We start from the raw sequence: 12459 nt of genomic DNA, 5'->3' as shown, positions 1-12459 counted from the left end.
TTATTCTAATCCTATTTTTCGGACTTTGCCTGCGGTATGGATAGGCTGTGCCAAAACAGCGTAATATGAACCGTTTCCGTTGACTCACCGACCTTGACTAGGATCACGATATGACAACAGATGTACTGGATACGCTGGCAAGCCGCCGCTCGTTCAAACTGGTCACCGGGCCCGGGCCCAGCCAGGGTGAGCTTGACCGTATCCTGCAGACGGCGATGTCGGCACCGGATCATGGCGCGCTGCGTCCGTGGCGTTTTCGCCTGATCCGTGGCGAGGCCATTGCGCGTCTGGCAGACATGGCGATCCAGGCCATGAAAGACAGTGTCGAATACCAGGTTTCTTCCGAAAAGGAGGCCGCCATCCGGCAGTGGCTGGGAGACGTACCGGTCGTTCTGGCCGTGGCCTGCCATCTGGATCATCGCAATGATCGCATCCCCCAGTGGGAGCGCGAGGTGGCGACCGGGGCAGCGGTGACGAATATTCTCAATGCCGCCCATGCCCTGGGCTACGGCGCGTTCTGGAGCACCGGCCTGGGGGCCGGGCTTGATACGGTGCAGGAAGCGCTGGGCTTTGACCCGCTGGATCATCGCTTCATGGGATATGTCGTGATCGGTACACCGGCTGTCCAGCCGTCGCGACAGCCGCGAGAGTCGATCGCCGGCCATGTCCGGGAATGGCATGCGCCTGAAACCGTATGAGCCGGGAGCAGGAAAGGGCGGCTGATGCATCTGCTGTCCTGCCATCCCTGGCCGAACGGGCCGGGCGGCTGGCACTGGGTTTCACGATTGCGCTGGCGGGGGCCTTGCTGGCCGTCTGGATAGGCATCCCCTTGCCCTGGCTGCTCGGAGCGCTGCTGCTGACCGGTCTGACCCGCATGGCGGGTGTCGGCAGCCGGTGTGCGAAGCCGGTCCGCAATGCCGGCCAGTGGGTGATCGGTACCTCACTGGGACTCTATTTCACGCCGCTGGTGGCACGTCACATCATCGATCATACGCCGCTGATCCTGTTCGGGATGGTCTATGCGCTGATCCTGGGGCTGATCGGTACCTGGGTGCTGCAGCGATTTGCCGGGCTGGATTTCCGTACCGCCTGGTTTTCGGCGGCGATTGGCGGTGCCAGCGAAATGGTGAACCTGGCCGAACATCATGGTGCCCGTGCCGACCGGGTTGTCTCGGTCCACAGCATGCGCGTGTTGATCGTGGTGGTCCTGGTGCCCTTCGCGTTTCAGTGGTGGGGTGTGGCGGGGCTCGATCCGGACATCCCGGGACCGCGTGCGGTGGATATGCAAGGGCTGGCGGCGCTGTTTGCGGGCACCTGTGCCACGGCATTGCTGTTCCGACGCCTGCGCCTGCCCAATGCCTGGGTGCTTGGGCCGATGCTGTTCGCACTGTTGCTGACCGTCAACGAGATCGAGTGGTCGGCCTTGCCGCAGTGGGTATCATGGGCTGGGCAACTCATGATCGGCTGGTCGCTGGGTGATCGTTACCGCCCTGATTTTTTCCGGGCTGCGCCGCGCCTGCTGTCGATCGTGGCGGTCCTGACCTGTCTGATGATCGCCGGCTCGTTTGTCCTGGGCAGCCTGCTGGCCCCCTGGGTCGGGCTGCCCGCGCCCACGCTGATTCTCGGACTGTCGCCGGGCGGCATTGCCGAGATGACGATCACGGCCAAGGTGCTGCAGCTTGGCGTGCCGCTGGTGACGGCCCTGCAGGTGACTCGCATGGTATTCGTGGTGCTGACGGTAGGCCCCCTGTACCGCTGGCAGGCTCGACGGCGCAGCCAGCGTGGTCTGTCCTCCTGAGGTTCGTGGCATCTCTGTGCCAGGACGGCAGGTACAGGGCATTCGTCATCAGGGCAAGATTGGGCTTGCCCTGATGGCATGAGGTCAGCGACAGCAGTGCGATGCTTGAATCTCGCTGCCTGACAGCGATTCTATGATCGGGCAGTCGGGGCGGCCATCGCCGTGGCAGTGCTCGACCAGGTGCTTCAGCGTATCGGCCATCTGCTGTAGCGCTTGCGCCTTGTGTTCCAGTTCATCGATATGCATCTGCGCCAGTTTCTTGACATCGGCGCTGGCGCGCTGGCGATCATCCCACAGGGCCAGCAGCGCCTTGATCTGTTCGACCGGAAAACCCAGGTCACGGGCACGGCGGATGAAATGCAGCCGGTGCAGGTCTGTCTGGCCGTAGTGACGATAGCCTGCATCGGTGCGCGCAGGCTCGGGCAGCAGGCCGACGCTTTCGTAGTAGCGGATCATCTTGGCCGATATGCCGCTGGCCTGGGCGGCTGCGCCGATGTTCATGGGCGATATCCTTTCAGGCGCAGGGCGTTGCTCACCACGAAAACACTGGACAGCGCCATGGCACCTGCGGCGAACACCGGCGACAGCAGGATGCCCCAGGCTGGATACAGCGCGCCGGCGGCGACCGGTATCAGCGCCGTGTTGTAGGCAAAGGCCCAGAACAGGTTCTGGTGGATGTTGCGTAGCGTGGCCCTGCTCAGGGCAATTGCATCGGGTACCCCGTGCAGGTCGTCGGACATCAGTACGACGGCGGCCGATTCTATGGCCACGTCCGTGCCGGTGCCGATGGCAATGCCGATATCGGCCGTGGCCAGTGCCGGCGCATCGTTGATGCCGTCTCCCACGAATGCCGTTTTCAGTCCACGTTCATGCAGGGCCTGCAGCACGGCGACCTTGCCATCGGGCAAAGTTTCAGGGTGGACATCATCGATGCCGAGCTGGCGTGCCACGGCCTGGGCCGTATGGCGATTGTCGCCGGTGATCATGACGCTGCGCACACCCTGGCGGTGCAGGGCCTCGATAGCCTGGGCCGCACTTTCCTTGATCGGGTCGGCCACGGCAATCGCGGCCACGGCAGTCTGGTCCAGAGCCATGAATACGGGGGTCCTGCCGGTCTGGCCCCAGTCCTGCAGGCGTGCCAGCATGGTAGGCGGCAAGGCAATGCCGTGCTGCTCCATGAAAGCGGCGCTGCCGATGCGCAGGTATTGCCCCTGGGTCTGGGCCTGTACCCCCGCACCTGTCACCGCCTCGAAGCCGGAGACCTCGGGCAGGCTCAGTCCGTCTTGCCGCGCTGCAGCCACGATGGCCTGGGCAATCGGATGCTCGGAATGCTGCTGGACGGCTGCAGCCAGCGCCAGCGCCTGTTCACGGCTGTAGCCTGCGGCCGGCTCAAGATCCGTCAGGACCGGCTTGCCCAGCGTCAGCGTGCCGGTTTTGTCGAAGGCCACCACATCGACCTTGCTCAGTCCCTGCAAGGCATCTCCCTGCCGGAACAGGATGCCCATGTCGGCGGCCCGCCCGGTGCCGACCATGATGGAGGTGGGTGTGGCCAGTCCCATGGCGCAGGGGCAGGCAATGATGAGGACCGCTACGGCATTGACCAGTGCCAGCGTCAGCGCGGGTTCGGGCCCCAGCCACCACCAGAGCGCGAAGGTGAGCAGCGCCAGGCCAATGACGACGGGTACGAACCAGCCGGTGACGGTATCGACCAGTGCCTGGATAGGCAGGCGTGCGCCCTGGGCGGTCTCCACCATGCCGATGATGCGCGCCAGTACTGTGTCGCGACCGGTATGCGTGACCGACAGGGTAAAGCTGCCGGTGGTGTTGAGGGTGCCCCCCACGACCGGCTGGCTGACGGTACGCTGCACAGGTACGGGTTCGCCGGTGATCATGGACTCATCGATATAGGATCCGCCTTCCGTGATGGTGCCGTCGGTCGGTACTTTTTCACCAGGGCGCACCCTGACCAGGTCGCCCGGGAGTACCAGGGCGATGTCGATGTCCTGTTCCTGCCCATCGCGCAGGACACGGGCGGTACGCGGCTGCAGGCCGATCAGCCGCTTGATGGCGGCACCTGTGCGACCCTTGGCGCGTGCTTCGAGCAGGCGTCCCAGCAGGATCAGCGTGACGATCACTGCCGCCGCCTCGAAATACACATGACGGGCGCTGTCGGGCAGCCAGTCGGGCATGAAGGTGGCGACCACCGAGTACAGCCAGGCACTGGCCGAACCCAGTGCCACCAGGGAGTTCATGTCAGGCGATCCGCGCAACAGGGCAGGAAAGCCCAGTCGATAGAAGTCCCGGCCCGGCCAGACCATGACGAGCGTGGTCAGGACGAACTGCAGCAGCCAGTTGCGCGTCTGTCCCAGTGTGCCTTCGATCCAGTGATGCCAGTCGGGGATAAGGTGTGCACCCATTTCGAGAATGAATACCGGCAGGGTCAGCAACAGGGCGATCAGGAAGGTATGTTGCAGGCGCAGGAAAGCCTCCTGCTTGTGCTGCTCCTGGCGTTGCGCCTGCTCACGCGCATCGACGACCGGCTCGGCGAGATAACCGATACCGGTGACCAGTTCGGCCAGGGCCTGGGGTGAGGTCAGGCCGGGATCGAACGCGATCCAGGCGCGCTCGGTCGCCAGATTGACATTGGCCTGCTGGACGCCGGGCGCGGCGCGGATGGCTTTCTGGACACGATTGACGCAGGCCGCGCAGCTCATGTCGCTGACGGCCAGTTCCAGCGTCTGAGGTGCACCACCGGAAACGCTGTCTTCGGGAGAGGATGTCATGGCAAACCAACCTGGGTGAAAAGGGGAATCGGTCATATCGTGCATCCAGTATTGACCTTCCCATTATGGTAAGGTCAATACTTGGACTTGCATATTGCTCCAGGTAAAAAAACCGTGGCAACATGTTTTCCAATCCATTCTTTTTCGCGAGGTATCCATCATGTCTCTCAAACTCAGCGTGCCCGATATGAGCTGCGGCCACTGTGTGGCTTCAATCACCCGTGCCGTGCAGGCGCTGGATGCCGGTGCAAGGATCGAAGCCGATCTGCCGGTGCGCCAGGTCACCATCGATACGGCGGCTGCACCCGATGCCGTCGCTGCGGCGCTGCGCGAAGCCGGTTACGAAAATACCCCTGCCTGATATCAAGGAGACGCCATGATTACACGCCAGACAGACGTTGTGGTCATCGGCACCGGTACGGCCGGCCTGTCGGCCTATCGTGCTGCCCGGCAGGCCGGCAAGCAGGCCTTGCTGATCGAGGACGGGCCTTATGGGACGACCTGCGCACGGGTCGGCTGCATGCCGTCCAAGCTGTTGATCGCTGCGGCAGAGGCAGCCCATGCCGCACAGCATGGAGCCCCGTTTGGCGTGCATGTCGATGGTACGGTGCGCATCAATGGGCGTGAAGTCATGGCGCGGGTACGCAGTGAGCGCGATCGCTTCGTCGGCTTCGTGCTGGAATCGGTCGAGGGCATTCCCGCCGAAGACAAGCTGCGCGGTCGTGCCCGCTTCCTGGCCGATGCGGTGCTGGATGTTGATGGGCACACGCGTGTCGAGGCCCGCTCGGTCGTGATTGCGACGGGTTCCCGGCCGGTCGTGCCCGAGGCATATGCAGGCCTGGGCGAGCGGCTGCTGGTCAATGATGACGTGTTCGAGTGGCAGGATCTGCCGCGCAGCGTGGCGGTATATGGGCCGGGGGTGATCGGCCTTGAACTGGGCCAGGCGCTGGCCAGACTGGGGGTAACCGTGCGTCTGTTCGGTCGCAGCGGCAGCCTGGGCGGCATCACCGATCCCGAGGTGGCAGCCAGTGCGCTGGCTGCGTTCCAGCAAGAGTTCTACCTGGATGCCAAGGCTACGGTGCACAGCGTGGTGCGGCAGGGCGATCAGGTCGAGATCCGCTATGTGGCACTCGATGGCCGTGAACGCACGGAACGCTTCGACTACGTCCTGATGGCGACTGGCCGCAGGCCCAACGTGGATGATATCGGTCTTGAGCACACTTCTGCGGTGCTCGATGAGTATGGTGTGCCGCTGCACGACAAGGAAACGCTGCAGGTGCAGTCGACGGCAACCGATGGAACGCAGGGCCTGCCGATATTCATTGCCGGCGATGCCACTGCGGAATTGCCTTTGCTGCACGAGGCGGCCGATGAAGGCCGGATCGCGGGGCGCAATGCCGCCAACTGGCCGGATGTCGAGGCTGGCCAGCGTCGTGCCGGGCTGAGTATCGTGTTCAGCGAACCGCAGATTGCCAAGGTCGGCCCCGGCTACCGGGCACTGTCGAAGCTGCACGAAATCGTGATCGGCGAAGTGGATTTTTCCAACCAGGGCCGCTCGCGGGTGATGTTGCGCAACAAGGGCAAGCTGCGGGTCTATGCAGCGCCGGACAGCGGCCGCTTTCTGGGGGCTGAAATGGCAGGACCCTCGGCCGAGCATATCGGTCACTTGCTGGCCTGGGCGTTGCAGCAGCAGATGACGATACCGCAGATGCTGGAGATGCCGTTCTACCACCCCGTGGTGGAAGAGGGGTTGCGTACGGCACTGCGGGATGTGGCGGGTAAGTTGAAGATGACGTAGGTGGCAGGGCAACCAAGGACTGATACGGCATCAGACTTTGGTTGCCCGGCTGTTCACCAACTGAACCAGCCAGTTTTCAAAATCCAGGGGTTCACTTTCCTCGATCCAGAGTTCAGGCGGGATATCCGGATAGAACAGGCTGTAGTTCTGTTCCGTGCTGTCCATCAGGAAACCGCCGAAGTAACCGAACTTGGGCAACGAGACTGCCAGCAACACCTGCGGAAACAGATCCTCTCCATAGTTGCTGAACACTGAGGCTGAAAAATCGGCGATGTCTGCAGGCGGCAGGATGTCTATGCCTGCAGTTTTTTCACCGGCAAAAATTTCCACGGCACCGACGTCGATCAAAAACCGTCGATAGGATTTTGGCAGGGCGAGCTTGTGGGTCTGTTCGAACGCATAGAGTTCAGTTTCGTGAACAGGTCTTGTCCTGCGAAAGGCCTGTCGTTCTGTGTGGCCTGTATCGATCAGCGCTCCCTGGCTGAGCGCGATCCACGCACTCAGCCGAAGGCAGGCTTCTTCAAAGGTCAGGCAGCGACTCAATCTGCCTGCATGCCCTGGTGGCGCAGCAAGGCCTGGATTTCCGGATCGCGTCCCCGGAATGCCCGGAACGATTCCGCTGCCGGGCGCGCCCCGCCTACAGCAAGGATTTCACGCCGGAAACGCAGCCCGACCTCGGCAGCTTCCAGCGTGCTGCTCGCCTGGCCTGCCTGCACAGTCTCTTCGAAGGCGGCATAGGCATCTGCCGACAGCACTTCGGCCCACTTGTAGCTGTAGTAGCCCGCGCCATAGCCGCCGGCGAACAGGTGAGAGAAGGTGTGCGGCTGGCGATGCCACTCGGGCGGAAAAAGCACGGCAACTTCCTGGCGCACTTCCTGCAACAGGGCCAGCACAGCAGCAATATCGACCTGTCCGGTGCGCTGGTGCAGCAGCATGTCAAACAGCGAGAACTCGATCTGGCGCACCATCTGCAGCCCGCTCTGGTAGTTGCGCGCGGCCAGCATGCGTTCATAGAGCGCATGCGGCAGCGGTTCACCGCTGGCATGGTGGCCCGAGATTCGTTCCAGGACAGGCCATTCCCAGCAGAAGTTTTCCATGAATTGCGAGGGCAGCTCGATGGCGTCCCACTCGACGGCGGCGAATGCCGAGGCTCCCGGTTCGTCGATTTCACCCAGCAATGCGTGCAGGGCATGGCCGCTTTCATGGAACAGCGTGATCACGTCGTCGTGCGTCAGCAAGGCCGGCTGCCCGATTCCGGGGGCCGAGAAGTTGCAGCACAGGTAGGCAATCGGCGTCTGCAGTGCGCCATCGGCATGGCGGCGGCGGTTGCGTTCGCTGTCGACCCAGGCACCGCTCTGCTTGCCGGTACGGGCATAGAGGTCGATGTAGAGATGGCCAAGCAGCGTGCCCGATTCGTCCTCGACCTGGACACACCGGACATCGGCATGCCAGGCCGATGCCTCGACCTCGTGCAGGCGGATGCGGAACAATTGTGCAGCGATGTCAAACAATCCCTGCAACACGTGTGGTGCGCTGAAATACTGCTTCACTTCGTCTTCGGAATAGGCGTAGCGGGCTTCGCGCAGGCGCTCCGATACAAAGGCGGTGTCCCAGGGCTGCAGGGCATCCAGGCCCAGTTCGTCACGTGCGAAGGTACGCAGCGTAGCCAGATCCTGCTCGGCGTGAGGCCGGGCACGCCGTGCAAGGTCACGCAGGAAGTCGGTGACCTGGGTGGCATTGTCGGCCATGCGGGTCAGCAGCCGCAGCTCGGCAAAATGGCTGTAGCCCAGCAATCCGGCTTCGCGACCGCGCAACTCGAGCAATTCTTCGATCAAGGCAGAATTGTCGAAACGCACATCGCCCTGGTCTGAGGCGGCCGTGCAATAGGCGCGATAGAGCGTGGCGCGCAAGTCCCGGTCAGTTGCGTATTGCATGACAGGGAGGTAGCAGGGCATCTTGAGGATCAGTTTCCAGCCTGCCTGCCCATCCTGCTCAGCGGCAGCACGGGCAGCCTCAAGCACATCTTCGGGGATGCCGTCCAGGCGTGCCGCGTCGGTGATGTGCAGCGACCAGGCATCGATCGCGTCGAGGACATTCTCGGAAAATTTCTGTGTGACCTGGGCCTCGCGTTCGGAAATCGTGGCAAAGTCTTCGCGATCCTGACCTTGCAGCTCGACACCGCTCAGGCGGAAATCACGCAGGCCGAGTTCGATGATGCGCTGGCGCAGCGGCGACAGCGTGGCAAAGGCAGGGGCTGCAGCCAGGGCCTTGTACTGGCGGTACAGACCCGTATGCAGGCCGACCCAGGTCGAGAATTCCGTGACCAGTGGCAAGGCCTCGTTGTAGGCTTCGCGCAGAGCCGGCGTATTGACGACGGCATTGAGGTGGCCGGCCACCGACCAGGCGCGCCAGAGCGGCTCCGTGGCATTGTCCAGCGGTGCGACGATGCTGTCCCAGTCGGTCGTCAGGGCCGGATCGGCAGCCTGCTCGACGGCCGCGCGGGCCTGCTCCAGCAACTGGCGGATGGCCGGGACGATATGCTCGGGACGGATGTCGCCATAGGCAACAGGCTGGTCGGGTGCGACCAGCAGCGGATTGTGCGTCATGTCGGGGCCTCAGGCTGAACGCTGCGCCAGGCAGCGCTCTGCAGCTTCGATGGTGTTGACCAGCAGCATGGCGATGGTCATGGGGCCGACGCCGCCCGGTACGGGAGTGATGGCCCCTGCGACTTCGCGCGCGGAGTCGAAATCGACATCGCCGCACAGCTTGCCATCGTCCAGGCGATTGATGCCGACGTCGATCACGATGGCACCCGGCTTGATCTGCGCGCCGGTGATCATGCGCGGTCGGCCTGTGGCGACCACCAGGATGTCGGCGCGGCGGGTGTGCGCGGCCAGGTCGCGGGTCTTGCTGTTGCAGATGGTGACGGTGGCACCCGCCGCCTGCAGCAGCAGTGCCATGGGCTTGCCTACGATGTTGCTGGCACCCACCACCACCGCTTCGGCACCGCGCAGTTCGGCACCCTCGTGTTCCAGCATCTTCATCACGCCATAGGGCGTGCAGGGGCGGAACAGCGGCTGGCCGGTCATCAGCAGGCCGGCATTGCTGATGTGGAAACCGTCCACATCCTTGGCAGCGGCAATGGCTTCGATCACGCGATGCGGATCAATGTGGGCAGGCAGGGGCAACTGCACCAGGATGCCGTGGATGGCCGGATCATGGTTGAGCGCATCGATGCGCGCCAGCAGTTCGGCTTCGCTCATCCCGGCCTCGTATTTTTCGAGTACCGAGTGCATGCCGGCCTGTTCGCAGGCATTGACCTTGTTGCGCACATAAACCTGGGAGGCCGGGCTGTCGCCGACCAGTATCACGGCCAGGCCGGGCTTGACACCCTGTGCCGTCAGCGCCTCGGCGCGACGGGCAACGTCGGTACGAATGGTGCGGGCCAGGGCGGCGCCGTCGATGATGCGAGCTGTCATGCTGGATATGTTCCTCATTCCTTGGTGTGTACGGGTCCCGGTTCAGGATTCCTGGTGCAGGGCGACCTTCATGAGATCGGCAACCGTGGTGACCTGCAGCTTTTCCATGATGTTGGCCCGATGGGCCTCGACCGTCTTGATGCTGATGTTCAGATCGTCGGCGATCTGCTTGTTGAGGCGGCCGGCCACGATCCGCTCCAGCACCTGCTGCTCACGGGTGGTGAGGCGGGCCAGCATGGCTTCGTGGTTGCGCTTGGACTGGGCCTGGTTGAGCCGCTGGGCAGCCTCCTCGAGCATGCGGCCGACGATTTCGCGCAGATCGGCTTCGTTGAAGGGCTTTTCGAGAAAATCCACGGCCCCTTTCTTCATGGTCGATACCGCCATCGGCACATCGCCATGGCCGGTGATGAAGACGATGGGCAGCGGCGAGTTGCGCGCCAGCAGTTGCTCCTGCAGTTCCAGGCCGCTCATGCCGGGCATGCGGACGTCGGCGATCAGTACGCCGGCCTGGTTTTCGTCGTATTCCCGCAGGAACTGTTCGGCGTCGCCATAGGCACGTACCCGGTAGCCGTTGGCCTCGAGCAGCCAGCGCAGTGAGTCACGGACGGCTTCGTCGTCATCGACAATGAAAACGGTACTACTGCTGGGAGGGATGGAACTCATGCATGCAACTCCTTGGACTTGTCGATGGGTGCAGTCGATTGTGGCGCCGCACAGGGCAGGGTAAAGCGGAAGATCGTGCCTCCCGCCGGGTTGGCCTGTGCCCAGAGCCGCCCATGATGCAATTCGATGATGGTGCGGCAGATATTCAGCCCCATGCCCAATCCTTCGGACTTGGTGCTGAAAAACGGTTCGAACAGTCGCTCGGGCTCCGCCAGGCCGTGGCCGCGGTCAATGACCGCCACCTCGACCTGTTGGGCGCCGGGCGTGATGTCGACATACAGTGTATCGCTCTCGCTGTTTTCCATGGCCTCCAGGCCATTCTTGACGATATTGAGCAGGACCTGTTCGATCAGGATCGGATCGGCCATGACCTCGGGCAGCACCTCGGGTTCGCGCCGGATGATCTGGATGCGACGGCGGCGGGCATCAATCTCGGCAAAGCCGATGGCGTTGTCCACGATAGTGCCCAGCGCAGTGCGCTGGCGGCGCGGCTCGCTGCGTTTCACGAATTCACGGATGCGGCTGATGATCTTGCCGGCCCGCTCGGCCTGGCTGGCGGCCTTCTCGAGCGCCGGCAGCAGCATTTCAGGGTCGGTACGGCCCGCCCGCACCATGGCGACGGCCCCCATGCTGTAGTTGGCAATCGCGGTCAGCGGCTGGTTGAGTTCATGGGCCAGCGACGAGGCCATTTCGCCCATGGTGGTCAGGCGGCTGGTGAGCTGGACCTTGGCCTGTTGCTGGCGCGAGGCTTCTTCGTGGCGGCGACGTTCGGTGATGTCGCGTGCCACCTGCAGGCGCACGCGCCGGCCATCGGTCCAGGCCAGCATGCGGTGGTGTACCTCGAACCAGCGCTGGGCCGATTGCGAAAAGACCTCGATGGCCTCTTCGGTAAAGCGGCCGCGCCGGCCTGCCAGCAGTTCATCATGGCCGCTGGTCTGGGCACCGAACACACGGCGGTAGGTGCGGTTGGCAAACAGCAGTTCAAGGCCTTCGGTACTGTCGGCCGTGACCGAAATGGCATCGTCCAGTCCTTCGAGCACGGTCATGAAGCGCTCGTGGGCGGCGGTCAGCGCCTCGCGAATGCGCTTGGGTTCGGTGATATCGGTCATGGAGGTCATCCAGCCGATCTGGTCGCCGGCCGGATCCAGCAGCGGCGAGACATACATGCGCGCCGTGAAGCGTGAACCGTCGCGGCGCTGCGCCTCGACCTCGAGTCCGGTGCCGGGGGCCTTGCCCGAGAGCAGAATGTCGATGATGTGGCGGTGTTCCTCATGCTTGCCCGGCACCCAGTAGGGAAAGGGCGGGCTGCGACCGATCAGATCGGCCTCGTTCCAGCCGATCATGCGACAGAACGCCGGATTGACGTAAGCGATGCGACCCTCCATGTCGAGCACCCGCATGCCGGTGGACATGGAGTTTTCCATGGCGCGGCGGAAACCTGTCTCGGCGATCAAGGCCGCTTCGGCACGAGAGCGAAAGCGCGTGTAGCGCCACAGGGCCAGCAGGCTGATGACGATCAGGCAAGAGAGGGCAATGACCAGCCAGAGCAGGCGCTGCTGGCGCAGTTCCTGGTCAATGCTGACAAACATGATGCTGTCGTCACGCAGTCGCTGCAGCCAGAAGAAGGCGGCCATGACGCATAGGTACATTACCAGCACCAACGCAGGCGTCAGCCAGTAGAACCCCCGTCGCCGGGCGTGCGCGTGGTCGTGGAATGGGGTCGGGACAAACGATTTGGTCTGGCGTGCCATGATGTCATGCGAGCGGGTAGCACGCTATTTTAGACTGTTGTCGCCGGCACGGTGCCGGACTGCTGTCTGGAATATAGTGGAAAATCCATCTTCCGTTATGTTGCAGTGCAAAAAATCGGATATAAATTAAAGGTTTAGCTATCAAATTTCTCATTATGAAATGCTATCCCGCAAAGTGAAATTTTGC

At 63.1% G+C, this 12459-nt stretch carries 11 protein-coding genes; 4 read left to right on the top strand and 7 right to left on the bottom strand.

What is annotated here, in order from left to right; translation table 11 throughout:
* Positions 1-110: 110 nt before the first annotated feature.
* Positions 111-698, top strand: a complete 588-nt coding sequence (locus ABN482_RS00900; protein ID WP_349502222.1) for a nitroreductase family protein — start codon at positions 111-113, stop codon at positions 696-698.
* On the top strand, positions 695-1798 hold the full coding sequence (locus tag ABN482_RS00895; protein ID WP_349502221.1) for an AbrB family transcriptional regulator: 1104 nt from the start codon (positions 695-697) through the stop codon (positions 1796-1798). Before ABN482_RS00900 ends, ABN482_RS00895 begins: the two co-directional genes overlap by 4 nt.
* 84 nt (positions 1799-1882) lie before the next feature.
* Here the strand turns inward: ABN482_RS00895 and cueR are convergent, their stop codons facing one another.
* Both cueR and ABN482_RS00885 read right to left on the bottom strand, forming a co-directional pair.
* Positions 1883-2299 (bottom strand): Cu(I)-responsive transcriptional regulator, encoded by a 417-nt coding sequence (gene cueR, locus ABN482_RS00890; protein ID WP_349502220.1) that lies wholly within the window; start codon positions 2297-2299, stop codon positions 1883-1885.
* The gene (locus ABN482_RS00885) at positions 2296-4581 is read right to left on the bottom strand and encodes a heavy metal translocating P-type ATPase (protein WP_349502283.1); all 2286 of its coding nucleotides are present in this window, start codon (positions 4579-4581) and stop codon (positions 2296-2298) included. Before ABN482_RS00885 ends, cueR begins: the two co-directional genes overlap by 4 nt.
* Before the next feature lie 160 nt (positions 4582-4741).
* On the opposite strand from ABN482_RS00885, the gene ABN482_RS00880 reads away from it, so the two are divergent.
* Both ABN482_RS00880 and ABN482_RS00875 read left to right on the top strand, forming a co-directional pair.
* Positions 4742-4942: a heavy-metal-associated domain-containing protein gene (locus tag ABN482_RS00880; protein ID WP_349502219.1), complete on the top strand. Its 201-nt coding sequence runs from the start codon at positions 4742-4744 to the stop codon at positions 4940-4942.
* A gap of 15 nt (positions 4943-4957) precedes the next feature.
* On the top strand, positions 4958-6379 hold the full coding sequence (locus tag ABN482_RS00875) for a dihydrolipoyl dehydrogenase (RefSeq protein ID WP_349502218.1): 1422 nt from the start codon (positions 4958-4960) through the stop codon (positions 6377-6379).
* A gap of 30 nt (positions 6380-6409) precedes the next feature.
* Here ABN482_RS00875 and ABN482_RS00870 read toward each other — a convergent pair whose 3' ends face one another.
* The 5 genes from ABN482_RS00870 to ABN482_RS00850 are packed head-to-tail and all read right to left on the bottom strand — an operon-like array spanning position 6410 to position 12272.
* Positions 6410-6922 carry an SMI1/KNR4 family protein gene (locus ABN482_RS00870; RefSeq protein ID WP_349502217.1) on the bottom strand — a complete coding sequence of 171 codons (513 nt, stop codon included), beginning with the start codon at positions 6920-6922 and terminating at the stop codon, positions 6410-6412.
* Positions 6919-8985, bottom strand: coding sequence for a M3 family metallopeptidase (locus ABN482_RS00865; RefSeq protein WP_349502216.1), 2067 nt, complete (start codon positions 8983-8985; stop codon positions 6919-6921). Before ABN482_RS00865 ends, ABN482_RS00870 begins: the two co-directional genes overlap by 4 nt.
* 9 nt (positions 8986-8994) lie before the next feature.
* A complete protein-coding gene (gene folD / locus ABN482_RS00860; RefSeq protein ID WP_349502215.1) occupies positions 8995-9858 on the bottom strand; it encodes a bifunctional methylenetetrahydrofolate dehydrogenase/methenyltetrahydrofolate cyclohydrolase FolD in 864 nt (287 codons plus the stop codon).
* 42 nt (positions 9859-9900) lie between these two features.
* A complete protein-coding gene (locus ABN482_RS00855) occupies positions 9901-10521 on the bottom strand; it encodes a response regulator transcription factor (RefSeq protein WP_109060863.1) in 621 nt (206 codons plus the stop codon).
* Positions 10518-12272, bottom strand: a complete 1755-nt coding sequence (locus tag ABN482_RS00850) for a PAS domain-containing sensor histidine kinase (RefSeq protein WP_349502214.1) — start codon at positions 12270-12272, stop codon at positions 10518-10520. The genes ABN482_RS00855 and ABN482_RS00850 overlap by 4 nt, the downstream gene beginning before the upstream one ends.
* Between the last annotated feature and the right edge of the window lie 187 nt (positions 12273-12459).

It is taken from the genome of Corticimicrobacter sp. (genome assembly GCF_040137905.1).
GTDB lineage: Bacteria > Pseudomonadota > Gammaproteobacteria > Burkholderiales > Burkholderiaceae_B > Corticimicrobacter.
This window is presented reverse-complemented; position numbering and strand designations above follow the sequence as displayed.

What these genes read in the sequence shown, in the direction of transcription:
- folD (WP_349502215.1), bottom strand. Translation starts at nt 9,858, where the DNA reads ATGACAGCTCGCATCATCGACGGCGCCGCCCTGGCCCGCACCATTCGT.
- ABN482_RS00865 (WP_349502216.1), bottom strand. Translation starts at nt 8,985, where the DNA reads ATGACGCACAATCCGCTGCTGGTCGCACCCGACCAGCCTGTTGCCTAT.
- cueR (WP_349502220.1), bottom strand. Translation starts at nt 2,299, where the DNA reads ATGAACATCGGCGCAGCCGCCCAGGCCAGCGGCATATCGGCCAAGATG.
- ABN482_RS00900 (WP_349502222.1), top strand. Translation starts at nt 111, where the DNA reads ATGACAACAGATGTACTGGATACGCTGGCAAGCCGCCGCTCGTTCAAA.
- ABN482_RS00880 (WP_349502219.1), top strand. Translation starts at nt 4,742, where the DNA reads ATGTCTCTCAAACTCAGCGTGCCCGATATGAGCTGCGGCCACTGTGTG.
- ABN482_RS00850 (WP_349502214.1), bottom strand. Translation starts at nt 12,272, where the DNA reads ATGGCACGCCAGACCAAATCGTTTGTCCCGACCCCATTCCACGACCAC.
- ABN482_RS00885 (WP_349502283.1), bottom strand. Translation starts at nt 4,581, where the DNA reads ATGACATCCTCTCCCGAAGACAGCGTTTCCGGTGGTGCACCTCAGACG.
- ABN482_RS00875 (WP_349502218.1), top strand. Translation starts at nt 4,958, where the DNA reads ATGATTACACGCCAGACAGACGTTGTGGTCATCGGCACCGGTACGGCC.
- ABN482_RS00895 (WP_349502221.1), top strand. Translation starts at nt 695, where the DNA reads ATGAGCCGGGAGCAGGAAAGGGCGGCTGATGCATCTGCTGTCCTGCCA.
- ABN482_RS00855 (WP_109060863.1), bottom strand. Translation starts at nt 10,521, where the DNA reads ATGAGTTCCATCCCTCCCAGCAGTAGTACCGTTTTCATTGTCGATGAC.